The organism is Gordonia sesuvii (genome assembly GCF_036350415.1).
In the GTDB taxonomy this organism is placed as follows: Bacteria; Actinomycetota; Actinomycetes; order Mycobacteriales; family Mycobacteriaceae; genus Gordonia; species Gordonia sesuvii.
In genome coordinates this window covers 317199-342320 of the sequence record NZ_JAZDUF010000001.1, presented here as the reverse complement: position 1 = coordinate 342320, position 25122 = coordinate 317199, and the positions used below count along the sequence as shown (strand labels likewise).

Genomic DNA, 25122 nt, shown 5'->3' with positions numbered 1-25122 from the left:
TCTGTCGGCGACGGGCCGCCCGGGGTCGGGAGGCCTCAGGACCTGTCGCCCGGGATCTCGCCCAGATCGACGGGTTGCTCGGGTACGTCGTCCGAACTGGGGAGGGCCGCCTGCTCCGACGCCGGCAACTCGCCGAGATCGACGGGGTCACCGAAGTCGTCGTCGATGTCGTCTTGCAGGTCGTCGAGGTCATGCAGGTCGTCGGGGTCCAGATCGTCCATCTCGACGTGTTCGGCGTCGAGGATGCCGCGATCCTCATCGAGACGGGCCCTGCGGGCGGCGTCACGCATCTCGAAGCCGTCGGTGACCAGGTCACCGACCTCACGTGCGACGTCGGCTACCGCGCCCGTGATGATCGTCGCGATCCGCCCGACGTGGGTGGCCGTGGATTCCACCAGTTCTTGGACCAGGTCCTTGTTGCGCTCGAAACGGTCGACCATGGTTCCGTATTCTGCCATCGGTTTCGGTGTGCCGGGGAGTCACGCAGCGGCCGTGCGGGACCGCTCGACGGTCACGACCAGGTCATTGTCGTCGCGCGTCATGAAATTCGGCAGCGAGAGTTTGGCAATCTTCTTCCACGTCGACAACAGCTGGTGGCTCAGCGATCCCGTGTTGTACGGCAGGCCGTAACGTTCGCAGATCTCGCGCACCTCGCCGGAGATCTCCGGATACCGGCTGGCGGGGATGTCGGGGAAGAGGTGGTGTTCGATCTGGTGCGACAGGTTGCCGCTCATGATGTGGAACAGCGGCGAGCCGGTGATGTTGGCCGATCCCAGCATCTGCCGCAGATACCACTGGCCGCGGGTCTCGTCCGCGCACTCCTCGGGGGTGAAGGTCTGCGCACCGGACGGGAAGTGGCCGCAGAAGATGATCGAGAAGGTCCACAGGTTGCGGACGAGGTTCGCCGATGCGTTCCCGAGGAATGTGGTGACGAACAGCGGGCCGGTGAGGGCCGGGAACACCACGTAGTCCTTGAGGACCTGGCGACCCGCCTTGCGCCACATACCTTTCACGAGTCCCTTGACGTCGTACCACTTGCGCTTGCGCGCGAGGATGTTCTCCACCTCGAGGTCGTGCAGCATCACGCCCCACTCGAACAGCACCATGAGTGCGGTGGCGTAGCCAAGGTTTCCGAGGTAGTAGGGATTCCACTTCTGGTCGCGGTCCATCCGGAGGATGCCGTAGCCGATGTCGCGGTCCTCGCCGACGATGTTGGTGAACGTGTGGTGCAGGTAGTTGTGGCTGTGACGCCACTGGTCGGCCGGGCAGACGGTGTCCCACTCGAATTCGCGCGAGTTGTAGGTGTCCTCACGCATCCAGTCGTACTGGCCGTGCATCACGTTGTGGCCGATCTCCATGTTGTCGAGGATCTTCGACACCGACAGGGCGCCGACGGCGGCCAGCCACGCCGGTGGGAAGAATCCCAGGTACATCAGTCCGCGGCCGGCGATCTCGAATCCGCGTTGCGCCCGGATGATCGAGTACAGGTAGTCGCGGTCCTTTTGTCCCAGGTCGGCTACGACCCGTGCCCGCAGCTCATCGAGGTCGCGACCGAGCGCCTCGACCTGCTCATAGGTCAGCACGATGTGCTTCGGGTCCGGCGTCGGTGCCGCTGTCTCTGTGTCCGGGACGGTCTCCGTGGCCGGGACATCGACGGGGACGAGTTCGGTGCTGGTGGTGGGGTTTTCGGTGATGGTCATGGCTATACCTCGATTTCCACGTCGCCGACCGGCGCGTTGATGCAGAGCTGTATCTGCGTGTCGGTCTCGGTGTCGGTTTCTCCGGTCAGCACGTTGCGGGTGCAGCCGGATTTCTTGATGGCGGTGCAGGAGAAGCAGATCCCCATCCGGCAGCCGGATTCCGGAGTCAGTCCGGCCGATTCCGCCTGGTCGAGGATGGTGCGACCGTCGTTGGTCGCCGATCTGCCGGAGCGAAGGAACGTCAGGGACCCCTCGACGGGCGCATCGGGGTCGACTGTGAGCGGGGCGGCCAGGGTGAACGCCTCCTGATGGAGCCGACCCCGCAGCCCGCGAGAACCGTGATGGTTCGCGACGGCGTCCATCAGCGCGGCGGGTCCGCACACGAACAGGTCGGCGTCGTCGATGTCGGCGACATCCGCCAGGTGGTCGTCGGTGAAGTGGTCTCCGGCGGGGCCCCGGGTGTAGTGCAGTCGCACGTCGACGTTGTCGGCGCGCGCGAGTTCGGTGAGTTCGGTGCGGTAGGCGACGTCATCCGGGGTGCGCGCGTAGTGGACGAACACGATCTGTCCGCGGTGGCCTTCGGCTACGAGCGTTCGCGCCATTGAGAGCACAGGTGTGATCCCACTGCCGCCGCTGACGAAGACCGCTGTTCGGGGGCGGTCATCCGGGAGGACGAAGTCGCCCGCGGCCTGCTCGAGGCCGACGACCATCCCGACGTGTGCGTGCTCCCGGAGATGGCTGGACACGAACCCGCCGTCGTGTGCGGTGATGGTCAGCTCGATGTCGTCGGCCGGGGTGTTGGCCGGGGAGAAGCACCGGGTGTGCCGTACACCGTCGATGACCGTGCTGAGCTGCACATACTGTCCCGGTGTGTGGCCCTTCCACTGGCGGGTCGGGCGGAGGGTGAGACGCACGGTTCGCGAGGTCGGGCGGTCGACGGCGATCACCTGCGCACGCAGATCGCGCCAGGTGGTCATCGGGTCGACCAGCTCCAGATACCGGTCGACCGGATGGGGCGAGAGGGCAGACTCGATGATGGTGCCGACAAAGGCGGGAATTCGGATGCTCATGGGCTGGCTCCGTTCGGGGTCGTCCACTTTGAGTGAACATCTGTACACAAACTAGTGTGGCACGGCGGCGCGGGGTCGAGTCAAGGAGAATCTCTGTGAGGGCCATCACGGGATCTGCCGTCCCCCGGGGAGGCGACGCCGGTCCGGCGCTCCCGTCGACCTAGACTCGGACCGTGACCAGGTCCCGACACGGCAGCCGCCCGCGCCCGCGCGGCGACGGCGAGTCGGAGAGCCGCGCGGAACGGAAGAACCGGACACGCCACGCACTCCTGGACGCGACGATGGAACTGGTCGCCGAGCGCAGTTTCGGCAGTATCAGCCTGCGCGAGGTGGCCCGCGGCGCCGGCATCGTGCCGACTGCCTTCTACCGGCATTTCGCCTCGATGGAGGACCTCGGCGTCACCCTGGTCGAGGACTCGATGCGGGTGCTGCGGCGCACGTTGCGTGAGGGGCGCCGTGATCTCGCCGCACGTCAGGCTCTGCCGACCGCACAGAGCTCGCTGGACATCCTCCTGCGGCACGTCCACGACAATGAGGCGCAGTTCCGTTTCCTGGTGCGCGAGCAGCACGGTGGTATCGCCGAGATCAGGCGTGCCATCGACACGGAGTTGCGACTGTTCTCGAAAGAGCTGGCGATCGACCTGTCGCGGCTCCCGGACCTGGCTCAGTGGTCGCCGGAGGATCTCGAGATCGCGGCCGAATTGATCGTGACGATTATGCTGACCGCTGTCGCCGACCTGCTCGACGGCGACTATCGGGGCAGCGGCGTCGAGCGGGAGATCGTCGAACGCACCGAGAAGCAGCTGGTCATGGTGTTTCTCGGCATGGGTCGGTGGAGTCCGCCGACCGGGTAGGCCACCGCGTCACGATTGCTACAACTTCGTATCGCCGGTGGTGATCGGCTGCCTCCGGTCTTAGTCTCTCTGTTACTGATGTGACCAGGGAGACGCAAGTGACTCGTGTGAAATGGATCGTCGGGCTTGTCGCGGCGACGATCGCCTGCTCGATGGTGCTCGGAGCCTCGGCCACGGCCAACGCATCGCCGTCCTGGTGGCCTCGCCAGCTCCCGCCCCTGCCGCCCCAGATCGCCGAGCTCCTGGAGCCTCCGGTCCCGGTGGAGAAGAAGCTGATCTCGAGCTTCACCAAGCTGCAGAAGTCCATGCGCAAAACCCTGCCGGGCAAAGTCGGCCTGGCCATCGTCCCGGTCGGGTCGGACCGCGTCATCACCATGGGTGACCTCACCACCGGACGTGCCTGGTCGACTCTCAAGGTGCCGGTCTCGCTAGCCGCGGAACGGCGATTCGGTGCGGCGGTGGCGACAGAGGAGGACAAGGCGATCACGTTCTCCGACAACGACGCGGCAGGCGAACTGTGGGGTTCGCTGGGTGGCGGGCAGAGTTCGGTGGACGCGGTGACCGATGTCCTGCGCGAGGGGCACGATCTGCGGACCCAGGTGAGTTCGGAGGCAGATGACCCTCCCTCGTACCCCGGCTACACCCCGTGGGCGCTCGCCGATCAGGCGCGATTCGGCGCGCACCTGCCGTGCCTGCCCGGCAGCGAGCACGTCATCCGGCTGATGAGCAATGTGGCGAGCAATCAGCAGTGGGGCGTGGCCACGATGGGGCGCAAGCAGGGCGCGGTGACCGCGGTCAAGGGCGGGTGGGGTCCAGCCCGGTCGGGATCGGCGGGCTACCTCGTCCGGCAGCTCGCGGTGATCACCACGCTGCGCGGTGATGTCGCGGTGTCGATGGCTGCCATACCGAGTGGTGGATCCTTCTCCAAGGGCACCAGGATGCTCGACAAGGTGGGGGACTGGCTCGAGGGCCACCTCGCCTCACTGCCGGTCGGTCGCTGCTGACCGCTCCGAAGGTCAATCCGCCCGAGCGTGCCGCCCGCCGGAACCCGAGACGGGAGTCGCGTTGGAAGGAGCCGCGGCGGGCGGAGTGGTCAGCGCGGCAGCGATCAGGGTGGTCAGTGGTACCGAGAGCGCGATGGCGATGCCACCGACGAACGACCGCGCGAGTTCCACGGCGAGAGCGTCGGTGGTGACCAGCGACCCGAACGGCTGTTGGGCGACGGAGAACAGCAGCAGCAGCGGCAGGGCGCTGCCGGCGTAGGCGAACACCAGGGTGTACACCGTGCTGGCGATGTGGTCGCGGCCCACCCGCATCGCGGCCCGGAAGGTGGCGAGCCGGGTCGGCTCACCCGCTGCGGCCAGTTCGAATGCGGCCGACGCCTGCGTGATCGTGACGTCGTTGAGCACGCCCAGGGTGCCGATGATGAAGCCCGCGAGCAGCAGTCCGCTCACCGAGATGCTGCCCTGGTACACCTGCAGGTTGGTGGTCTGGTCGCCGGACAGCCCGGTCAGGTGCATCGTCTCGATCGCCAACCAACTCAGCACCCCGGCCAGCACCAGCGACGTCAGTGTGCCCAGCAACGCGGAACTGGTGCGCAGGCTGACTCCGTGGGCGAGATAGAGAACCACGTACAGGATGGCCGCCGACGACACCACGGCCACCGCGACCGGTGACTTCCCGTCCAGGATCGCGGGCAGGGTGAACACCGCGAGCACCCCGAACGCGAACGCGAGCCCGATGATCGACCGGAATCCGCGCCACGCGGCCACCAGCACCACCGCACCGACGAAGAGCAGGCCCCAGATGATCGTCGGCACCGTCCGGTGGAAGTCGAAGAACGTGTAGCGGGTTGTTCCGTCGGGGCCGGGAACCACGGCGAGCCGGATGCGGTCGTCCACCTGCAGCGACGGCTGTCCGGCCTGGGGTTGGTCCAGCGCGCTCGGCGACGGCTCGACCGCCCCGGGCTCGGCCAACCCGGATTGGGCGCGGTTGGTGGGCACCTCGAGCAGGGTGTGGCGCCCCTCGTCGTCGCCGCTGTCGAGGCGCACGGTGCTCACGATGCATGGGCCTTCGGAGGAGACGCCCTCGATCTGGAACACGGGATCGTCCTGCACGGTGCCCGCCAACGGATTCAGACAGTCGGCGCGGACCTGTCCGACGACGTGACCGTCGACGGTGCGGATCGACCCTCCGTCGGCCGACCGGTACTGCATGGGGATCGGATGCTCACCGTCCGATGGCCACAGCAGCACCGCGCCGACCGCCACGATCACACCGATGAGTGTCAGGCTGCCGATGACGATCCACCGCGCGAACGGCGAGAGTATGGCCGGGATCTCCGAGACGCCGTGGCCGTGTGCGTGTCCGTGGCCGTGACCGTGCCCGCGCGGCCCGGATTCGCGGCGGTCTCCTGGATGACTCACCACGACAGGTTATGCGGTTGGACACCCATCGCATCGGGGTACTACTGGAGGCATGCGATCCACAGACGTTTTGATCGACGGTTTCGAACGGGTCTCGGAGAACGTGCATGCGGTGCTCGACGGCATCACCGCCGACCAACTGACCCACCGGCCGGGCGCCGAGGCCAACACCATCGCCTGGCTGATCTGGCATCTGACGCGGGCGCAGGATGTGCAGATCGCCGACGTCGCGGACCGCGACGAGGTCTGGACATCGGCGGGCTTCTACGACCGCTTCGATCTGCCGTTCGAGCCCAGTGCGTCGGGTTACGGTCAGAGCCCCGACGAGGTCGCCCGGGTGTCGGTCGGCGATCCCGCGCTACTCGCCGACTACTACGACGCGACACATGCCGTCACCGTCGACTACCTCGGTGGCCTGACCGACGATGACCTCGATCGGGTCATCGACGAGAACTGGGATCCTCCGGTGACGCTGGGCGTCCGGCTGGTCAGCATCGTCGATGATGACGCGCAGCACGTCGGTCAGGCGGCCTACGTTCGGGGACTGCTCGACTAAGACCGATTGCGGCTCACTGGGAGACGGCTCACTGGGAGACGCAGCCCTGCAAGGTCTGGAAGTCACCGGCGAAGGCGAGACCGCCGGTGCACGTCGGTCCGTTCTGTCCGTCCACGACGACGGTGGCGCCCGGTCCGGCGATGCCGATGGCCAATCCGGGCTTCACGCCGGTCATCGTCACCGATGCGCCGGGGCCGACCGCGATGGCGGCCGGGCCGGAATAGTTGTCTCCGGTCGCCGCCGCGCTGCCCCCGTTGTCGGTGATGGCGAGCGTGAGTCCGGTGGGGCCGGACGACGCCGAGCAGTCGGCCATCGTCGACGACTGACCGGGCAGCGCCGGACAGATCTGCGGCGCGGCCTGCGCGCTCGGCGCGGACAAAGTCATACCGACGGCGCCCGCGGCGGCGGTGATCGATGCCAGGACAGCGGTCTTCGTGATCGTGCGCATGGTGGTGCTCCTCAGGTCGTCGGGTTCGTACATCAGCCATTCGGAACCATCCGATCGGCGGATGGGCGGACGCCCGAGAATCGGTCGCGGCCACCGTGAGACGATCGGAGACATGACCGAGCGTCCGACCGGGGGACCGACCTCGACGACACAGGATCGCCCGACAGCCGATGGCTCCGGCGAGTCGATGCTCACGGTCGTCCTCGCGTTCGTCATGAACCTGCTCGTCGCCGTGGCCAAGTCGATCGCCGCCGCGATCACCGGTTCGGCGGCGATGCTCGCCGAGGCCGCCCACTCCTGGGCCGATGCCGGCAACGAGGTGTTCCTGCTCATCGCGGAACGACGGGGTGCGAAGGGCCGCGATGCCCGCCATCCCTTCGGTTACGGCCGTGCCACCTACATCTGGTCGATGTTCGCGGCCTTCGGGTTGTTCGCCGTCGGTGCGGCGGTGTCGGTGATGCACGGCATCACGTCGCTGACCGAACCGGAGGCCGACGCCGATTACCTGGTCGGCTATGCGGTCCTCGCGATAGCGGCGGTGCTGGAGTCGGTTTCGTTCGCGCAGGCCATCCGTCAGGTCCGTGCGGCCGGCGACCGGTTCGCGATCCATCCCCTGCGTTTCGTCAACCGGACGTCGAACACCACCCTGCGGGCAGTGTTCTTCGAGGACGCCGCAGCACTCGTCGGTCTGGCGATCGCAGCACTCGGCATGGCGTTGCACGAGATCACCGGCTCGGCGGTGTGGGACGCGATCGCTTCCATTCTGGTCGGCATTCTGCTCGGGTTCATCGCGATCCTGCTGATCAAGCGCAACAGTGAGTTCCTGCTGGGGCAGAGTGCATCCCCGACGACACGCTCGGCGATCCTGCGGGAGATGTTGGCGCACCCCGAGATCGAACGGGTGACCTATCTGCACGTCGAGTACGTCGGTCCGATGCAGTACTACCTGGTCGCCGCGGTCGACATGGTGGGTGATCGGGCCGAGCACGATGTGGCCGAACGGCTCCGCCGGGTCGAGCGCGAGATCGAACAGCACGAACCGATCGTCGAAGCGGTGCTGACACTGTCCACCGCCGATGAGCCGTCGCTGAATCCCTGATCGACGTCGCGGGTAGGTTGTCGGTGTGGATCTCCGTGTCTTCACCGAACCCCAGCAAGGCGCCACCTACGACGACCTCCGTCGGGTCGCACAGGCCACCGAACAACTCGGATTCGACGGCTTCTTCCGGTCGGACCACTACCTGGCGATGAACTCCGACGGCCGTCCCGGTCCCACCGACGCCTGGCTCACCCTGGCCGGACTCGCCCGCGAGACGACGAGTGTTCGGCTGGGCACGCTGGTGACGTCGGCGACCTTCCGGCTACCCGGCCCGCTGGCGATATCGGTCGCACAGGTCGACCAGATGTCCGGTGGGCGAGTCGAATTGGGTTTGGGTGCGGGATGGTTCGAGGCCGAACACGCCGCCTACGGCATCCCGTTCCCGCCGCTCGGCGAGCGGTTCGACCGACTCGAGGAGTCGTTGGAGATCATCACCGGGCTGTGGGAGACGCCCGAGGGACGTCATTTCGACCACCAAGGCGCACATTTCCGGTTGTCGGACTCGCCGGCTCTTCCCAAACCCGTGCAGTCGCCGCGGCCGCCGATCATCGTCGGCGGTGCGGGAAAGAAGCGCACCCCGGCGCTCGCCGCGCGTTTCGCCGACGAGTTCAACGTGGCCTTCGCGCCGGTGTCGACGGCATCGCAGCAGATCGGCCGGGTCCGCGCCGCGTGCGCGACGGCCCGACGGCGCCCCGAGACGATGACCTACTCCGCGGCCTTGGTGCTGTGCTGTGGCGCCACCGAGGCCGAACTGGCTCGTCGCGCCGACGCGATCGGCCGCGAGGTCGACGAACTGCGGGAGAACGGCGCCGCCGGGACGCCCGACGAGGTCGTGGAGAAGATCGAACAGTACCGGCAGGTCGGTGTCAGCCGGATCTATCTGCAGACACTCGATCTTTCCGATCTCGATCACCTCGACCTGGTCGCCTCACGGGTGATGCCGCAGCTGTCGCGTTGACCGGTCCCGTTCCGTAGGCCGAACCCGGGTTCGGTGTGGAGCCCGAAATCGTCGGATGGTGCCGATTCGGTCGACCTGTGCCGCCCCCGCGGCGATAATCCACTCATGGCGGACAAAGGAATTCCGAACCGGGGCCCCGGCGAGGCCCGGCCCGGTGAACGACAACGCTTCAAGAAGCTCGCCCAGGCGGCGCTCAACGCCGACATGACCGTCGATCAAGTGGAGTCGATCCTCGTCGACCTCGGCGACGTGCTGGTCGACATGAACAATACGATGACCGGACTCGACGGAGCGGTCGACACCCTCGACGGGACCTTGTCACGGCTGTCGGGAACGCTCGACAAGGTCGATTCGATGGTGGGCGCCATGGGCGACGTCGTCGACCGGTTGGAAGGCGTGGTCAGTCGGGTGGAGGCCCTCGTCTCCATCGGGGAAGCCGCGCTGCGCCCGCTCGGCGCCATCGAGTCCGCGGGCCGAAGCGTCGCCACACGACTGAAGATCCTCGGGTGAGCGGCGAGACATCGGACCCGGTCGCCGAGGAACGCTCGTTCCGCGGGCGGCACGGTGAGACCATCCGCTACGACGTGTTCCGCCCGACCGGCGACGCCCGCGCGTCGGTGGTGATCGCGCACGGCGCAGGCGAGCACGGCCGCCGCTACGGCCACGTCGTCGAGCGGCTGGTGCGAGCGCGATTCCGGGTCGCTGTGCCCGACCACCTCGGCCACGGCCGTTCGGGTGGCAAACGTCTTCGCGTGCACAGTGTCTCGGATTACACCCGCGATCTGGACCGCGTCGTCGACGAGATCGCCGACGACGGCCTGCCGACATTTCTGATCGGACACAGCATGGGTGGTTGCATCGCGCTGGACTACGCGCTGAATCACCAGGACCGTCTCGACGGACTGGTCCTGTCGGCTGCCGCAGTGGTGCCCGGCGACGACCTGCCGGCCGTCGCGATCAAGCTGGCCCCGTTGTTGGCGCGCATCGCGCCCGGGTTGCCGACCGCAGCGCTCGACTCGAACCTCATCTCCCGTGACCCGCAGGTGGTCGCCGACTACGCCGCCGATCCGCTGGTCGTGCGAGCCAAACTTCCCGCCGACATGGCCGGCGCGATGCTGACGACGATGCGGTCGTTTCCGCACCGGCTACCGGCACTGCGCCTACCGGTGCTGGTGATGCACGGCGGCGACGATGCGTTGACGAGTCCGGCCGGAAGCGAGTTGGTCGATCGGCTCGCGGGCTCGTCCGACAAGACCCTGACGATCTACGACGGCCTGTATCACGAGATCTTCAACGAACCCGAGCGTGAGCGCGTCCTCGACGATGTCATCGACTGGCTGGAGGGCCACCTGCCCCCGTGACTCAACTCAACCGGCGGGGGTGGTCGTCGTCGTGGTGGACGGTACCGCCACCGGAACCTCCGGTACCGACGGCACGGCCGGCTCCGACGTGGTCGGTGCGGCAGGGGAGGTGACGACGCCCGCGTCCGGTGCGTTGGACTCACCGGTCTGGGCGGCGGAGGTCTGGTCCGCCGAGGTCTGCGGCGCAGATGATTCCGGTGCCGTCGATTCTTGCGCCGACTCGGACGAGGCCGACTCGGAGGCCGACGACGAATCCGATGGTGTCCCGGCCAGGTCGACGACGTCGAGCACCGGGGTCGACTTCGCCGCGGCGAGCGCGGCCTGCGTCGCCTTGGTGGTGCCCTCGGGGTCCGGGCTGCCGGCGGCGTCGACCACCTGCACCTTCGCGGTCACCGGCGGATTGTTGCGCAGTGCCGCCAGCACATGGTCCTTGCCGTCCGCGAGCCCGCGGTCCCAGTTCTCCCAGGTGTGCCCGCCATAGTTCGGCAGGGAGATCACCGACGCCCCGGTCTGTGCCGCCTGCAGCTGCATCAAAACGGTCGACACGGCCGAAAGGATCTCAAGGGCCATCGACGTGATCTGATCCTGTTCGGAGAGGTGCGCCATCTCGGTATTCGTGAGGAATCCGTTGCCCGACGAGATGATCAGAACCTGTCCATTCTCGGCGAGCTTGCCGACGTTCTTGGACGGGTCGTTGTCGGTCCACCGCTGACTGCCCGGTTGGCCCCACATGTTGACGATGCCGTTGGTGTAGTTGGACACGATCGTCTGGCTGGCGAACACACCGAGTGCGCCGATCGGGTTGTCGATCTGGTAGTAACCCGACATGGCCTGCACGACCTTGAACTGGTCGGGATGCCGCTCGGCCAGCGTCACGGCCGGCCCGCCGGACATCGACAGCCCGATGATCGCGTTGTTGTTCTTGCTGACGCCGAAGTTCTCGGCGAGATAGTCGGGCAGTTCCTCGGTCAGGAACGTCTCCTGCTTGATGACGGTGTTCTGGCCACCCGCGCCGCCGTCCCAGTCGGTGTAGAACGACGACGCGCCACCGACCGGCATCACCAGGGTGGTGTCGGTGCTGCCGTCATAGACCTTCGCGGCCTGCACGTCCTTGGTCCACGCGGAACGGTCCTCTTGCGCCCGCATCCCGTCGAGCAGATAGACACCCTGATCGCTGCCGTTGGAGGCACGGATCTGCACCGTCACGAACTTGCCCTGCGACTCCGACCACACCTTGCAGTTCTGGACGTAGTTGCCCGACGAATCCCAGGTGCAGCCCTCCCGCAGCTTCTCCGGATGCCCGGCCATCGCCGACGCCTGATTGCCGCCGGACACGACCGACGCGAGCCCGAACAGGGCCAGGCTCAGCACGGTGACCACGGCGATGCCGGCCAACCGGCGGCGAGTGCCTCGTCGTGCCGGTGTGGGGGTGTCGTCGGTGTCGGGCACGACCTGCCAACCGTCGGCGATCATGGACGAATCCGGCTGTTCCGGGTGGGTGGGCATGAGACTCCTGACATGGCGCGATACTTCCCCCGACGCGCGCACCCGCCGATGGGGCGGGCCGCGGTGTTGCACGGACTGTCGTGGCCGGTGTTCGCCGCGTTACAGACCGTGTTCCGGGATGGACCCGGACCTGTGCGGCGCTTGATCCGGAGCCTGTCGGCCGCCCGTTCTGCCGATGGCGGGCGGGGGCGATCTCCGCGGAGGACACTGAGAGGCGATGGTTCGATCCGAAACCGCCACTGTCCAGTGCGGGACAGTAGGTGGTGTCTCGAAGGGTGTCCGCGATGACGACCGATCAGACTTCGCCCGCTCGGCCTGCTCCCGTCGACATGACCCATCACGCGCACCTGTCGGGCGTCTTCGCGCCCCAGCGTCGCGAAGTCGACTTCGATCACCTCGAGGTCGTCGGCGAGCTGCCCGACGACCTGCACGGCAGCTATCTGCGCAACGGGCCCAACCCGCGGTTCGACCCGATCGGGTCCTACGTGTACCCGATCGACGGCGACGCGATGGTGCACCGTCTCGACATCGGCGATGGCGCGGCGCACTACCGCAACCGGTTCGTCCGCACGCCGATGGTGGTGGCCGAAGAGGAAGCCGGCCATGCCATCTGGTCGGGCATCACCGACGGCTACACGCCGCCCGCCGATGAGGTCGGACCCGACCTCGCCGGCACGTTCCGGCAACTGCCCGACATCAACATCGTCGAGCACGCCGGTCGGCTGCTGGCCATGGCCGAGTCCGACCAGCCCTACCGATTGAACCCCGGCGAACTGGCCACCATCGGCCGCGACGACTGCGACGGCGCCATGGCGGTCGGCAGCACGGCCCACCCCAAACTCGACCCGGACACCGGGGAACTCGTCCTCTTCAATTACATGCTCGAGGCGCCGTACCTGACGTGGGCGGTGCTCGGTCCCGACGGACACACGCGACGCGCGCCGACGCCGGTGACCGGTGTCGACCGTCCGCTGATGATCCACGACATGGCGCTGACGTCGCGGTACATCGTGCTGTTCCTCTGCCCGCTGGAGTTCGACATCGAGGCGATGCTGACCGGCGGTGGCCTGCTGCAGTGGCGGCCCGAGTCGGGCACCCGCATCGCACTGATCCCACGGGACGGGTCCGCGATCAGATGGGTCGACTCGGAGCCGATGTGGGTGTGGCACTTCGCCAACGCATTCGACACCCCGAACGCCGACACCGTGAACGCCGACACCGTCACAGTGGACTACGTCGAGTGGACCTATCCCGGCGGCTTCGCCGACATCCCGACGCCCGCGACGTCGACGCTCGTGCGAGCGGTCATCGATCCGGCGCGGAGGAGCATCGCCCGCACCGTGCTCGGGGAGAGCGTCGACGTGGAGTTCCCGCGCGTCGATGATCGTGCGCTCACCCGGTCGCACGGTCAGATCGCGGTCGTCGGCAAGAGCGAGGGCGACACCGGCGACCAGGACAGTCTGTGGTTTCACGACCTGGACACCGGGCGCGAAACCTGTTGGCGCCCAGGCGTCGCCATCGGCGAACCCATCTACATGCCCGGCTCGGTGAACGACTACTGGGGTGCATTCGGCACCGACCCCGTCGACATGACGTCCTACTTCTACGTGCTCTCGGCGAAGGACCCCGCGGCCGGTCCATTGGGCACGGTGACCATGCCGATCCGGGTGCCTGCGGGGCTCCACGGGGCGTGGCTGCCCGGCGACCCGCGGTGATTCATCGCCCTGTTTGGTAGGCCGCGGACGACAACCGCCCTCCGGCGTGGGCCGGAGGGCGGTGTCGGGCGGATCATCTCGGGCGTGAGAGGGGGACCCGAGGGTGATTCGTCAGGCGTCGTAGCCGAGCAGTGACTTCACCTCGAGGAACTCGTCGAAGGCGTAGTCGCCCCACTCGCGGCCGTTGCCGCTCTGCTTGTAGCCACCGAACGGAGCGACCGGGTCGAGTTGGGCGCCGTTGAGCGAGATCGAACCGGCGCGGATACGCGAACCGACCTTGCGCACCTCATCGACATCCTTGCCGGACACGTAGCCGGCGAGGCCGTACTCGGTGTCGTTGGCGATCTCGATGGCATTGTCGAGCGAGTCGTACCCGATCATCACGAGAACCGGGCCGAAGATCTCGGTGCGCGCGATGTCCATGTCGTTGGTGACCTCGGAGAACACCGTCGGGCGGACGTAGTACCCGGTCGGCAGCTCGTCCGGGCGACCGGGGCCGCCGAACACGACCTTCGCGCCCTCGCTGACACCGCGCTCGATCAGGCCCTGGATCTTGTCGAACTGAGCCTCCGACACCACCGGGCCCAGCCGCACGTCGCCGGCCGGATCGCCCACTGTCAGCGTCGATTCCACGGACTTGGCGGCTTCCTCGGCCTCGGCCAGACGGGCCTTCGGGACGATCATGCGGGTGGGCGCGTTGCAGGACTGGCCCGAGTTCATCATCATCGCGGCGACACCGCCGGCGACATTGGCTGCGAAATCCTCGTCATCGAGGATGACGTTCGGGCTCTTGCCACCCAGTTCCTGGGCCACGCGCTTGACCGTCGGCGCAGCATTCTTGGCCACCTCGATGCCGGCGCGGGTGCTACCGGTGAAGGACACCATGTCGATGCCGGGATGCGCCGCCAGCGCGGTGCCGACACCCGGTCCGTCGCCGTTGACCAGGTTGAAGACGCCGGCCGGAACACCCGCGGCGTCGAAGATCTCGGCGACGATCGCGGCGCTGAAGGGAGCCACCTCGGACGGCTTGAGCACCATCGTGCAGCCGGTCGCGAGCGCCGGTGCCACCTTGCACATGACCTGATTGAGCGGCCAGTTCCACGGGGTGATGAAGCCGCAGACGCCGATGGGCTCCTTGACGATCCGCGAGGTGCCGCGGTCTTCGGAGAACGTGAACGCGGGCAGTTGGGCCGCCGCGGTCATCAGGTGCGCGAGGCCGATCGGCACCTGCACGTTGTTGGCGAGTCCGCTCGGGGCGCCCATCTCCTCGGTCACCGCGGCGGCCAGGTCCGGCATCCGGTTCTGGTACTCCGCGACCACGGCGTTCAGGACGTCGACCCGCTCGTCGACCGATGTCTGGCTCCAGGTCGTGAAGGCCTTGCGCGCGGCCTCCACGGCTTTGTCGACGTCGGCGGCCGAACCGATGGCCACCTGGCCCGCGGCCTTCTCGGTGGCCGGGTTGATGACGTCGATGAGGTTGAGTTCGGCGGGCTCCGTCCACGAGCCGTCGATGTAGAACTTGGTGATCTCGCGCATGCTTGTCCTTCGTGTCGACACGTGTTGTCGACACCACACTATGCCTGTCGGCAGAGTGCGTGTCTCATCTTTGAGGAAACCGTCGTTGTCACATATAGGACTTGTGTCGTCGCTCGGATTCGCGGTCGGTCGGACAGCCCCTCACTAGGGTGGGGAGCATGATCCTCATCGTCGCAAAGTGGCCCGTCAAGCCCGAATTCGCCGACCAATGGCCCGAGCTCGTCCGGGAGTTCACCGCGGCCACCCGCGCCGAGCCGGGCAACAAGTTCTTCGAGTGGTCGCGCAGTCTCGACGACCCGAACACCTACGTCCTGGTCGAGGCCTTCGACGACGACGCGGCCGAGGCGCACGTCACGAGCTCGCACTTCCAGGTGGCGACCACCGAGCTGCCGAAGTATCTCGAGCGGACGCCGGACATCGTCAATGTGACCGTCGATCAGGACGACTGGTCAAAGCTCGGCGAGATGTCCGTCGACTGAGCGGGCACAACTCGCCTGCGTGGGTGCTCACAAGTGTCGCTTGTGGGTGCACAAGGTCGGGCCATCTGCCGTGACCGGCCCGGGTGCCCCAGGGTGGGTACATGTCCATCACGCTCGACGTCCGCCGCGCGGCCAACCGTCGTCTACTCACGGATCTCGACCATCCGCGGCAGGTCTTCGAGCACCTGACCCCGAACTGGTTCGCGGCGGTGATGGGTACGGGCATCGTCGCCAACGCGGCGGTCGCGCTGCCGATCCGGTCGGCCGCGCTGGACGCCTTCGCCACGGCGATCTGGGCGACGGCCGCGATCCTGCTGGCGACCATCGCGACCGCATTCGTCGTGCACTGGGTGCGTCATCGCGAGAACGCGCGCGGCTATGCCGCAGATCCGGTGATGTCCCACTTCTACGGCGCACCGCCGATGGCACTGCTCACCGTCGGTGCCGGGACGTTGTCGCTGGGCGGACCGATTCTCGGGGATTCGGTGGCGCTGTGGACGAGCGTGGTGTTGTGGTCGTCGGGCACCGCACTCGGCGTGCTGACCGCGGTGTGGGTGCCGTTCACCATGATGACCGCGCCGCGACGCAGTGAGAACGTGGCGCTGCCGGCCTGGCTGATGCCGGTGGTTCCGCCGATGGTGTCCGCGGCGACGGGCGCGGCGCTCATCGCGCACGTGCCGACCGGTCAACCGCGGCTGGCGATGCTGACCGGATGCTATGCGCTGTTCGGTGTCAGCCTCGTTCTCGGACTGATGACGATGACGATGATCTATGCGCGGCTCACCCACGGCGGCGTGCCCGAGTCCCGATCGGCGCCCACCATCTGGATCACGCTCGGCATGATCGGTCAGTCGGTCACGGCCGCGAATCTGCTGGCCGCCGAGGCCGACCACGTCTTCACCGGGGCGCAGGCGCCGATCGCCACGGGGCTCGCCGTGTTCGGCATCGTGTTCGGTCTCGCGATGGGTGGTTTCGGCGTGGCGATGTTCGCCCTGGCCACCGCGGTCACCGTGCGAGCGGTCCGTCGTGGTCTGCCGTTCGCGTTGACATGGTGGAGTTTCACGTTCCCGGTCGGCACCTGCGTGACCGGGCTCCTCGCGCTGGGTGCCGCGCTCGACGCCGCGCCGATCCGTGCCCTGGGGGAGATGCTGTTCGTGGTCCTGGTCGCCGCGTGGGCGACGGTCGCGGTCCGCACCGCGCGAGCCGCGGTGCGGGGCAGCGTTTTCCGGCCGGTCTGACGTATCGGGGGGCCGGTCAACCGGACCGGCGGACGCGCACCGCCCGCGCGGTCGCCGCGACCGCTGCGGCCGCCGCCAGGATCGCCAACGGGGCCACGACGCCGACCGACCCACGGATGCTGGTGAGCAGCACGGGCAGCCCGAAGCCCAGGTAGCAGGCGACGTAGAAGATTCCGGTCACGCGGCCCCGGCTCGCTGCGGGCGTCATCGTCTCGACGTCGACGAGGCCGTCGCGCAGACACAGCCCGTACGCGAGCCCGAGGACGATCGCGGTGAGCGCGAACACGGCCAGACTCGGCTCGGAACCCGCAGCCGCGGCCATCACGAAGCCGATCGCGGCCAGCGCAGCGCCGACGACGCCGGTCATCGGCCCGGTGTGCAGTCGACGCACGACGAACTGCACGACCACGCCGGAGCCCAGACACAGCGCCGCGGCAAGACCGGGCACCCATGCGCCTTCGTATCGATCGCCGATCCGCGCGGCCATCACGACCACCGCGACGGTCACCGACGAGAAGACCCACAACGCCATGGGAATCGACCACGACAGCGCGGCTCGCACCGACCGCGTGGTCGTCTCCAGGGCGTCGGCGGAGTCGTGGACCGGAGAGTGTGCCGGTGGGGTCAGCACGATCGCCGCGACGGCAACCACCAACGACGCGACTCCGGTGACCGCGAACGGCACCTCGAGTCGATGCGGGACGAACTCCGCGAGCAGCCCGGTGATGACGGGTCCGAGGGCAAACCCGGTGGTGAGCACCGCTCCGGCCAGCGTCGCTCCGGACCGTCCACGCAGGTCCGCCGCCCACGCGGTGCCCGCCCCGATGGTCAGACCCGCGCCGAGCCCGACGACGAGACGGCCGACGAGCACGCCGGCCTGGTCGTGCCACACGATCATCATCAGATTGCCCAGGCCCGCGAGCATCGCGCCCGACAAGACCACCGGCCTGCGGCCGACCCGGTCCGACAGCGTGCCGCCCCCGAACAACCCCGGCAGCAACCCGAGCGCGTAGATGCCGAACGCACCGTCGACGACGGTCGCCGACAGACCTTCGTCGGTCCGCAGCACCGGAATCATCGACGCGAAATGATTGGCGCCCCAACCGGTCGTGAACAAGACCAGCAGGACCGCCGGCAGCGCGTAGCGCTTCGTGCTCTTTTCGTCGATGTCCATCGAGCGTGATTGTGCCGGGGTATGAGTAGATCCAACGAATCGTTGATGAGAGGCGGCCGACGAGATGACCTCGACCGAGCAGGAATTCCACCCGGATCTGGCTCGGCTGGCCCGGGTCTTGCCCCGTGGAGTCGCGGGTCCGCGCCGTATCCGGGTCATCCGGTTTGTGCAGAACATCATGGCGAGGCTGCAACGTACGGGTGATGTGGAGGTCCGGGATCTTCCGTCCGGCGGCGCGGCGCGGATCTTCCGGCCGGCCGGTGCTGCTGCCGATGTGCCCGTGCTGCTGTGGATTCACGGCGGTGGTTACGTATTCGGCAAGGCGCAGCAGGACGACGAGATGTGCCGACGGTTCAGCACGGATCTCGGGGCCGTGGTGGTCTCCGTGGACTACCGTCTGGCGCCGGAACACCCGTTCCCGGCGGCCCTCGACGACTGCCACGAGGCGCTCGGGATCGCGCGAGAACTCGCCGGCGTCGACCTGTCGCGGATCGCCATCGGCGGCGCGAGTGCCGGCGGCGGACTGGCCGCTCAGCTGGCCCTGCGGGTCAGGGATCTCGGCGAGCAGGCGCCGGTCCTGCAGCTGTTGGTCTACCCGATGCTCGACGACCGCACCGGCTCCGACGGTCCCGCCGACAATGAATCCCGCTTCCGGGTCTGGAACAGCAGCTCGAACCGATACGGATGGACGTCGTATCTCGGTGACGCCGTTCCGGAGGTCGTCGCGCCTGCCCGGCGAGACGATCTCGCCGACCTCCCGCCCGCCTGGATCGGCGTCGGCGACCTGGACCTCTTCTACGACGAGGACCTCGCCTACGCGGAGCAGCTCCGTGCAGCGGGAGTGACATGCGATGTCGAGGTGATCAACGGCGCATTCCACGGATTCGATCTGGTCACCGCGACTGCGCCGGTCTCGAAGGAGTTCTTCCGGATGCAGGTGGCGGCGGTGCGAAAGGCATTCGAAGCGAGTACGTAGGACAGGACTCTGCCCTTACGGGCACGACATGGCGAAGCGTGGCGAATTAGTGTCTGGCCATGTCGGCCTTCCGGATCAGCTCACCGGACGGCGCACGCCCACACGGCGGGACCACCCGGCCGGTGTCGCGGCACGGCAGCGCCCCTGCACTCGTGAACTCACGCAACGTCCTGGACCGGGCTCAGACGAACGCCGGTAATCGTGCTGTCGTGCAGGCGTTGCAGCGCGACGTCGGCGCGCCGACCGCAACCGGCAACGGACCGAATCCGGTTGCGGCGGCGCCACCCCGGCAGAACTATGTGTTCCTGATGGGTGACCCCACGCGCGACAGCTTCTACTCGGCGGCTGCGGTGTACTTCGGTCAGCACGAGAAGGGCGCACAACTGGTGCGGGGCAAGCGAACTCTCGACGAGGTGATCGCCCACGTCAATGCCGGCACCGCGGCCGCGTCACGGATCATCATCGTCTCCCACGCCAACGAAGAAGGGAACCTCGGATTCTCGCTGAATACCGCTGATGCCGCCAAAGACGCCTCATCCGGGGATCGCAAACCGCGTCTCGAGTTCAAGGAGCTGCGCGATGCCAACGCGTCGGGAGCGCTACCGGTGGCCGATGCGACGAAGATCGACAGCGCGACGCGGGTGGAGATCCGCGGCTGCAACATCGGCCGGTCGCAACGAATGCTCGACGCGATCGATCAGGCGTTCGGCGGAGAAGTGAGCGTCAGCGCTCCCACCCACAAGCAGGAATACTCGTTCCACAGTGTCGGCAAAGGCAAACCCGTGGTGAGCGAGGAGGCACTGTTCCAATACAGCATCTCCGATCCCGGGCATCCCACCGTGACCGCGGACGAGCGGGCGCGACGTTTCCGTGCGCGCTATCCCGATGTGCCGGAGGGGCGTTGGGCCGCGTTGTTGAAGGCCGCGAAGGAGAAGAACACGCGTCGGAAGGTGTTCACGTGGACGGGGCCGAATCCACCCGCCGACGATGCCGCCGCCGTCTTCGCCCGGATCGGGACCGCCAGCATGTTCCCGAAGAAGGCGGGATGGGTCGTCACGTACAACGGGCGCACCACCGTCGGTGACAGTTGGCACTTCGAGGTGCAGGCAGATCGTGTCACGGCCGCCGGCAGCGAGACCCGCACCCAGGCGATCGTGACGCGGATTCCGCCTGATCCGGACGTGTTGAAGGCGCAGCAGATCGCCGATTCCGGTCAGCCCGATGCCCACGAATGGACCGTCGTCGATGCGGTCGTCGGCCCGACGTTGACCCGCACGGTGTATGCGGAGCACACCGAGTGGGTGATCGATCAGAAGATCATCGGCAAAAGTGGTGTGGCGCAACCGCCGACGTCGGATCGGACGTTCTATGGCGAATCGTCATTCACGCCCTCGCCACCTCCCAAGCCCTGACGGCCGCCTGGTCCGCCGCGGTGCTCGAAACCAGAGAGCGCGACCACCAGCGTGTCTCGCGCACGATCCGTACCCGCCGCCGCCGAGATGAGCGCCGCCCGCCACAGCGCCGCGATGATGGTGGGATCGGCAGTGATTTCCACGTGCCCGAGCAATTCGTCGACGAACTGCGCCACCGGGTCCTCGCCGGACTTCGGTGGTGGCTGTCCCAACAGGTAGGCGAACCGTTGGGCCACGGCGTAGTCGAACCCGACCAGCAGAACGTCACTCACACTGCGCGATGTGGCGGCAGCGCCGGCCATTCGATCCAGCAGGCGCTGCTCGACGTCGGCGCGGACGAACTGATAGAGCCCCAACTTGCTGTCGAAGTGGTGGTAGAGCGCTCCGGTCGTCACCTCTGCCGCCGACGCGAGGGCACCCACGGTCACCTCGTCGAACGGCTTGGAGCCGAACTGCTCGACAGCCCGCAAAGCGAGCCGCCCCTTCGGTGAGGTCGAGACCGGTATCCACTGGCGCATGCCTCCATAATGGCGTTATGCTTTCCATAATCCAATTACGCCACGCACGCCGTCGAAAGGTATGGACATGAAACTCGAGTTCTTCCTGGCACCGACCAAGGATCTGGAAGCGTCGTTGGCCCTCTACCGCGATGGCCTGGGCTGGCAGGAGGCCTGGCGCGAGGGCGACCTGACCGTGACGCTGGCGATTCCCGGCTCGGAGGCGAGCCTGATGATCGACGCGATGGATCCCGAAGCCGCACCGGGGCCGGTGTTCTCGGTCGAGAGCCTCGCCGACTTCCACTCGGCCCTGCCCGCGGGGCTCGCGGTGGTCGACGAACCGGCCGAGATCCCCGGCGGCTTCATGGCGACCTACCGGGATCCGGGCGGCGCGACGCTGTATGTGCTCGACCAGTCGACGGGCGGCTGATCGCGACGTTCGATTCAGGCGGAACCGGCCACACGCCGAGCGAAACGCTCGACCCGCCTGCCGAGGCCTTCGATGCGTAGTTGGCGCACCGCTTCGGGGTCGGCACCGGCGAAGATCTTCGACGGTTTCGCTCGAACGTTGGCGTTGCACTGGAATTCTGAGCAGATCAACGCACCCAGGGTGTCGCCCTTGCGGCCGGCGGCGCCGCCCCGTTTGGCGCTGTAGAACGCCACCTCGTTCGGCAGCTGGACGTCTTCGCACAACGAGCACTGGGGACGGGTTCTCGGTTGCGATGACCCGAGTCTGAGTATCACTCCGACGGGCTCGTCGTCGACCGGGGTGACGAGATAGCCGACCAGCGGCAGCTTGGGGTCGCGCCAGCCGAGGAAGAGCAACTTCTCCCAGTCGATGGCGTCGAAGCCGATCGGAAATGTCAGCGAATTACGTTCCCGACGAGTGGAATTGACGAAACAGGCGCGGATCTGCGCCTCGGTGAGGGCGTGCATGAGTATGTCCTTGACGTCGTTCGGAGGAAGGAAGGTACGCCTGAAGCGGCACGGGCCGCCGTTCGACGACTCACGTGCCTTGGGGGCGGGCCACTCAAGCGAGGCCGGCGAAGCTGCCGGCTACCCCCTCGTGCCCAGCGGGCCTCCGTGCTGACGATGACATGGTGCCGATGGTGTCAAACTCTCCCGAGTGCGACAAGCAGGTTGTCGGACGAGCGTGCGTTCTCCGGCATAGGCCGGCAATCTGACGGTGCCCCCAGTCGGACTCGAACCGACACTGGGCGGATTTTAAGTACTCCCGGTGCGCTGTTCTCCGAGTAGCGCCCACCAGCGCCAACGCTCGCGCTCTCACGGAATCACCGCAGGTGAGGGGCTACTTCTCGCCACCTATGGCGCGGTAGCGGCCACCGGTTACCCACCGCCGACAGTGCGCCGGTGGGTAGCACGGGGGTAGCACGGCAGCGATTCGCCGGCGACGGCCGGACCGGGGCAGCAATGCTGGCGGGTGGTCGGAGCCGGGGCCTACGGTGGCGTGTACACGGCAGTGCGGGGCCGCGCCCCACCGTTCAGGCTTCCCAGTAGGGAGCCGCCCGCTTTCTCCGCGATTGCGTCGCGGTTGTTCTATTCGTTTCCGCCCGAAGGTTCTCGGGCCGCACTCCCAGCCGCGCCGGGATTCCACCGCCCGATTGTTCTCGGGTCGCCAATTGAAGATCGCCCGTTCGGTTCAGTGGGCCGACGTTCGCGGGAGAGGCCCCCGCGACAGCACACGTACAGAATCCGAACAAGGAGCAATCATGACCACCACCCGACCGTTCACCCCCGCGCACTGGAACACGCGCCCGTTGTTCGCCTACGGAGCCGATTCCGGCCGGGGCTACAGCAGCGAAGGCGACGTGCTCGTCTCCAGCACCGCCGACGGCCTGGACCTGAACAAGATCTGGGATGAATCCGCGTCGGCAATGACGATGTGGAACAAGCAGCGGTCCGCCTTGGCGTCGCTGATCTCGTACCCTACGACCAGCATCGCCGACGCAATCCCGCAGACCATCGGTGGCGATCACTTCGAGGTCGCCAGTGAGTTCGGCGAGCCGACCGGCCTGCGCGCCGCGCCCGACGCGCTGATCCTGGGAAATTCCTTTGAAGATTATGATATGGCTTCTCGTTTTTCTTGGAAATTTCTCAGGTCAGCCTCAGCCGAGCAAGTGCGAAGTGTGATAAATCGCGCGATGGAATCCGACAATCGTCTCGTTACCGGGAGCATTCTTCGCCGGCTCTTCGATCCGACCGAAGGCGTGAACGAGTTCGCGCACAAGGTGTACGGGCTCTACAACGGCACCGATGGCATGGTTCCCCCGCCGTATGCAGGGCAGGAGTTCCTGAGCACCAACAGTCACTATCTCGTCAGTGGCAACTCCGCAGTCGATCCCGGCGATCTCCAAGACGCAATCGAGCAGGTGCGCAGCAAGGGTTTTGGCATCAACGCGAATTCGCGCTTGCTGGTGCTGTGCCACCCGAACGAAGCCGAAGTGATCGCGACCTTCCGCGCCGGTCAGGAGACCAACGGCATCGAGAGCAAGTACGACTTCATCCCCAGCGCCAGCGCGCCCGCCTTCCTCACCTCCGAGACTGTCGTTGGACAGGTCGCGCCCGGCGAGTTCGCCGGCTTGGAGGTGCTTGGCTCAGTCGGGCCGAGCTGGATCGTGCCCAGCTTTTACCTCCCGACCGGCTACATCGCGGTGGTGGCGACCGGCGGACCGAACGCCGCCTCCAATCCCGTTGCCTTCCGGGAGCATACGAACCCGGCCTATCGCGGCCTGCGTCTGATTCCCGGCAAGGATCAGCGTTACCCACTGCAAGATTCATTCTTCCAAAGGAGTTTTGGTACGGGCGTACGGTTCCGTGGTGCGGCCTGCGTCGTGCAGATAACGACCGACGCTACCTATACCGCGCCGTCGTGGGCGTGGTCGTGACCAACGCCGAGTGGCTGAAGGCCAACGCGCCCGACTACGGACCCGAAGCTGGCGAACTGGATTGGGGGCCGGGCAACGTGCCGCCCGGTCTCGAAGACGAACCACCGAGCAAGGGAGGCGCATATCGCGGAACCACCCCTCCAGCCGAGGAACCTTCGGGCCTCCGCGCCTTGGCTGACGAACTCGCCGAACGCCGAGCGCGGGGCGCGTCGTGAGCCGCCGGTATCGGCGCGACCGGCTGGGTCGCTTCGCGGCGTCACCGGGGATCCGAGTGGTCAGTGCTCTCGACGAAGCCGACGACGCGCTCCAGCGGGCCGAGGCAGGCGTCCGCGAGATCGAGCAGGCGCGGCGAGCGCAGACCAGGGCGCGGCGTCGGTCGGTGGCCCGGCACGCGGTGGCCGGTGCTGCCGTGGGTGCGTTGGTCCCGGCTCCCGCCGTCGCGAAGGTGACCGCCGCACGGTCAGTGGCGTTCGCGTCTGCGTCGACGGCGGCTGGAGCCAAGATCGGCCAGCGGGTCGGTAGGGCTCGCCTCGGCCGGCGATCGGCAGCCGGGGTCAAGGTGCGGCGTTGACCCCGCTACAACGTCACCCGCGCACGTATCGCGCCGCGTCGTCGGCGGTGCCGACCAGCAGGCCGGTCTGATCGGCCTCCCAGAGCAGGCACCAAGGCTCCGCAGGGGCCGAGGCGCACAAGGCAGCCCGGTTGACGTGTCCCGGGCGAGTAGGGCGTTGACTTGTCCGCCCTGCGACCCCGACGTTCTCTAACGAGGACGGCGGGGAGCGGACCGCCTCACATTCCCAACGTGCCCGGTCCGCACACCCAAACCCCACCGAGTCGGTCGCTTCCCGGCTCCGCTCGGTGGGGTTCGGCGTGTGATTCGCATCACTTCAAAATCGGACACGGAACCGCGCCGTTGACTTCGTTTCGGCCATACTCGCAGACCCCGCCGACTCGAAAGCCTCTCAGCGTGGAAATGAGGGCGAGGCTGGCCGTAAAGTTGACGAGCATTCTCGCGTATTCGGTTGTGTGCCAGTAGCTCTGGAGCCGCAATTTGTTGCAACGGATGCCGGGTGCGTGGCAGTATGTGGCCAGCACCAAAGCGGCCATGCCGCACCCGGTGCGGGCAAAAGTGCGACTAGGGCAACTGCCGGGACTGCCGGGCAGCCTTGAACGGGCAAATATCCATCACCGCTCCCGTGGAGGTCGAACGC

At 67.3% G+C, this 25122-nt stretch carries 26 protein-coding genes; 16 read left to right on the top strand and 10 right to left on the bottom strand.

What is annotated here, in order from left to right; genetic code table 11:
• Positions 1-35: 35 nt before the first annotated feature.
• From VZC37_RS01570 to VZC37_RS01560, 3 genes are read right to left on the bottom strand one after another with little or no spacing between them, the layout of a single operon-like run.
• A complete protein-coding gene (locus VZC37_RS01570; RefSeq protein WP_431309300.1) occupies positions 36-458 on the bottom strand; it encodes a hypothetical protein in 423 nt (140 codons plus the stop codon).
• Between the two features lie 21 nt (positions 459-479).
• On the bottom strand, positions 480-1700 hold the full coding sequence (locus VZC37_RS01565) for a fatty acid desaturase family protein (RefSeq protein WP_330430662.1): 1221 nt from the start codon (positions 1698-1700) through the stop codon (positions 480-482).
• A gap of 2 nt (positions 1701-1702) precedes the next feature.
• On the bottom strand, positions 1703-2770 hold the full coding sequence (locus VZC37_RS01560; protein WP_330430661.1) for a ferredoxin reductase: 1068 nt from the start codon (positions 2768-2770) through the stop codon (positions 1703-1705).
• A gap of 173 nt (positions 2771-2943) precedes the next feature.
• On the opposite strand from VZC37_RS01560, the gene VZC37_RS01555 reads away from it, so the two are divergent.
• Both VZC37_RS01555 and VZC37_RS01550 read left to right on the top strand, forming a co-directional pair.
• On the top strand, positions 2944-3624 hold the full coding sequence (locus tag VZC37_RS01555) for a TetR family transcriptional regulator (RefSeq protein WP_330430660.1): 681 nt from the start codon (positions 2944-2946) through the stop codon (positions 3622-3624).
• A 152-nt stretch (positions 3625-3776) separates the two neighbouring features.
• Positions 3777-4628 (top strand): serine hydrolase, encoded by an 852-nt coding sequence (locus VZC37_RS01550; protein ID WP_330431672.1) that lies wholly within the window; start codon positions 3777-3779, stop codon positions 4626-4628.
• 12 nt (positions 4629-4640) lie between these two features.
• Here VZC37_RS01550 and VZC37_RS01545 read toward each other — a convergent pair whose 3' ends face one another.
• The gene (locus VZC37_RS01545; RefSeq protein WP_330430659.1) at positions 4641-6050 is read right to left on the bottom strand and encodes a YibE/F family protein; all 1410 of its coding nucleotides are present in this window, start codon (positions 6048-6050) and stop codon (positions 4641-4643) included.
• Between the two features lie 52 nt (positions 6051-6102).
• Between VZC37_RS01545 and VZC37_RS01540 the strand changes: the two genes are divergently transcribed.
• Positions 6103-6606 carry a mycothiol transferase gene (locus VZC37_RS01540; protein WP_330430658.1) on the top strand — a complete coding sequence of 168 codons (504 nt, stop codon included), beginning with the start codon at positions 6103-6105 and terminating at the stop codon, positions 6604-6606.
• 28 nt (positions 6607-6634) lie between these two features.
• On the opposite strand, the gene VZC37_RS01535 is transcribed toward VZC37_RS01540, so the two are convergent.
• Positions 6635-7054, bottom strand: coding sequence for a DUF6764 family protein (locus tag VZC37_RS01535; protein WP_330430657.1), 420 nt, complete (start codon positions 7052-7054; stop codon positions 6635-6637).
• 187 nt (positions 7055-7241) lie between these two features.
• Between VZC37_RS01535 and VZC37_RS01530 the strand changes: the two genes are divergently transcribed.
• From VZC37_RS01530 to VZC37_RS01515, 4 genes are all read left to right on the top strand, one after another.
• A complete protein-coding gene (locus tag VZC37_RS01530; RefSeq protein WP_330431671.1) occupies positions 7242-8153 on the top strand; it encodes a cation diffusion facilitator family transporter in 912 nt (303 codons plus the stop codon).
• 25 nt (positions 8154-8178) lie between these two features.
• Positions 8179-9111 carry an LLM class F420-dependent oxidoreductase gene (locus tag VZC37_RS01525; RefSeq protein WP_330430656.1) on the top strand — a complete coding sequence of 311 codons (933 nt, stop codon included), beginning with the start codon at positions 8179-8181 and terminating at the stop codon, positions 9109-9111.
• A 105-nt stretch (positions 9112-9216) separates the two neighbouring features.
• Entirely contained in the window at positions 9217-9621 is a 405-nt protein-coding gene (locus VZC37_RS01520) for a hypothetical protein (RefSeq protein WP_330430655.1), read from the top strand.
• Entirely contained in the window at positions 9618-10472 is an 855-nt protein-coding gene (locus tag VZC37_RS01515; RefSeq protein ID WP_330430654.1) for an alpha/beta hydrolase, read from the top strand. The genes VZC37_RS01520 and VZC37_RS01515 overlap by 4 nt, the downstream gene beginning before the upstream one ends.
• Before the next feature lie 6 nt (positions 10473-10478).
• On the opposite strand, the gene VZC37_RS01510 is transcribed toward VZC37_RS01515, so the two are convergent.
• Complete coding sequence (locus tag VZC37_RS01510) at positions 10479-11978, bottom strand: alpha/beta hydrolase (RefSeq protein ID WP_431309299.1); 1500 nt, start codon at positions 11976-11978, stop codon at positions 10479-10481.
• Between the two features lie 284 nt (positions 11979-12262).
• Here VZC37_RS01510 and VZC37_RS01505 point away from each other — a divergent pair, with 284 nt between their 5' ends.
• Positions 12263-13693: a carotenoid oxygenase family protein gene (locus VZC37_RS01505; protein ID WP_330430653.1), complete on the top strand. Its 1431-nt coding sequence runs from the start codon at positions 12263-12265 to the stop codon at positions 13691-13693.
• A gap of 111 nt (positions 13694-13804) precedes the next feature.
• On the opposite strand, the gene VZC37_RS01500 is transcribed toward VZC37_RS01505, so the two are convergent.
• Positions 13805-15229: an aldehyde dehydrogenase family protein gene (locus VZC37_RS01500; protein WP_330430652.1), complete on the bottom strand. Its 1425-nt coding sequence runs from the start codon at positions 15227-15229 to the stop codon at positions 13805-13807.
• 158 nt (positions 15230-15387) lie between these two features.
• Between VZC37_RS01500 and VZC37_RS01495 the strand changes: the two genes are divergently transcribed.
• Both VZC37_RS01495 and VZC37_RS01490 read left to right on the top strand, forming a co-directional pair.
• Positions 15388-15708: a putative quinol monooxygenase gene (locus tag VZC37_RS01495; RefSeq protein WP_330430651.1), complete on the top strand. Its 321-nt coding sequence runs from the start codon at positions 15388-15390 to the stop codon at positions 15706-15708.
• Positions 15709-15809: 101 nt separating this feature from the next.
• Positions 15810-16946, top strand: a complete 1137-nt coding sequence (locus VZC37_RS01490; RefSeq protein WP_330430650.1) for a TDT family transporter — start codon at positions 15810-15812, stop codon at positions 16944-16946.
• A 16-nt stretch (positions 16947-16962) separates the two neighbouring features.
• On the opposite strand, the gene VZC37_RS01485 is transcribed toward VZC37_RS01490, so the two are convergent.
• Complete coding sequence (locus tag VZC37_RS01485) at positions 16963-18120, bottom strand: MFS transporter (RefSeq protein WP_330430649.1); 1158 nt, start codon at positions 18118-18120, stop codon at positions 16963-16965.
• A 64-nt stretch (positions 18121-18184) separates the two neighbouring features.
• On the opposite strand from VZC37_RS01485, the gene VZC37_RS01480 reads away from it, so the two are divergent.
• Entirely contained in the window at positions 18185-19096 is a 912-nt protein-coding gene (locus tag VZC37_RS01480) for an alpha/beta hydrolase (protein ID WP_330430648.1), read from the top strand.
• 59 nt (positions 19097-19155) lie between these two features.
• Positions 19156-20508, top strand: a complete 1353-nt coding sequence (locus tag VZC37_RS01475) for a hypothetical protein (protein ID WP_330430647.1) — start codon at positions 19156-19158, stop codon at positions 20506-20508.
• On the opposite strand, the gene VZC37_RS01470 is transcribed toward VZC37_RS01475, so the two are convergent.
• Complete coding sequence (locus VZC37_RS01470; protein ID WP_330430646.1) at positions 20463-21026, bottom strand: TetR/AcrR family transcriptional regulator; 564 nt, start codon at positions 21024-21026, stop codon at positions 20463-20465. The genes VZC37_RS01475 and VZC37_RS01470 overlap by 46 nt on opposite strands.
• A 67-nt stretch (positions 21027-21093) precedes the next feature.
• On the opposite strand from VZC37_RS01470, the gene VZC37_RS01465 reads away from it, so the two are divergent.
• Positions 21094-21435, top strand: a complete 342-nt coding sequence (locus VZC37_RS01465) for a VOC family protein (protein ID WP_330430645.1) — start codon at positions 21094-21096, stop codon at positions 21433-21435.
• A 14-nt stretch (positions 21436-21449) separates the two neighbouring features.
• On the opposite strand, the gene VZC37_RS01460 is transcribed toward VZC37_RS01465, so the two are convergent.
• Complete coding sequence (locus tag VZC37_RS01460) at positions 21450-21941, bottom strand: FBP domain-containing protein (protein WP_330430644.1); 492 nt, start codon at positions 21939-21941, stop codon at positions 21450-21452.
• A 794-nt stretch (positions 21942-22735) separates the two neighbouring features.
• Here VZC37_RS01460 and VZC37_RS01455 point away from each other — a divergent pair.
• The 3 genes from VZC37_RS01455 to VZC37_RS01445 are packed head-to-tail and all read left to right on the top strand — an operon-like array spanning position 22736 to position 24482.
• Positions 22736-23911 (top strand): hypothetical protein, encoded by a 1176-nt coding sequence (locus VZC37_RS01455; protein ID WP_330430643.1) that lies wholly within the window; start codon positions 22736-22738, stop codon positions 23909-23911.
• Entirely contained in the window at positions 23896-24126 is a 231-nt protein-coding gene (locus tag VZC37_RS01450; RefSeq protein ID WP_330430642.1) for a hypothetical protein, read from the top strand. The genes VZC37_RS01455 and VZC37_RS01450 overlap by 16 nt, the downstream gene beginning before the upstream one ends.
• Positions 24123-24482 carry a hypothetical protein gene (locus VZC37_RS01445; RefSeq protein WP_330430641.1) on the top strand — a complete coding sequence of 120 codons (360 nt, stop codon included), beginning with the start codon at positions 24123-24125 and terminating at the stop codon, positions 24480-24482. Before VZC37_RS01450 ends, VZC37_RS01445 begins: the two co-directional genes overlap by 4 nt.
• The last annotated feature ends 640 nt before the right edge of the window (positions 24483-25122 follow it).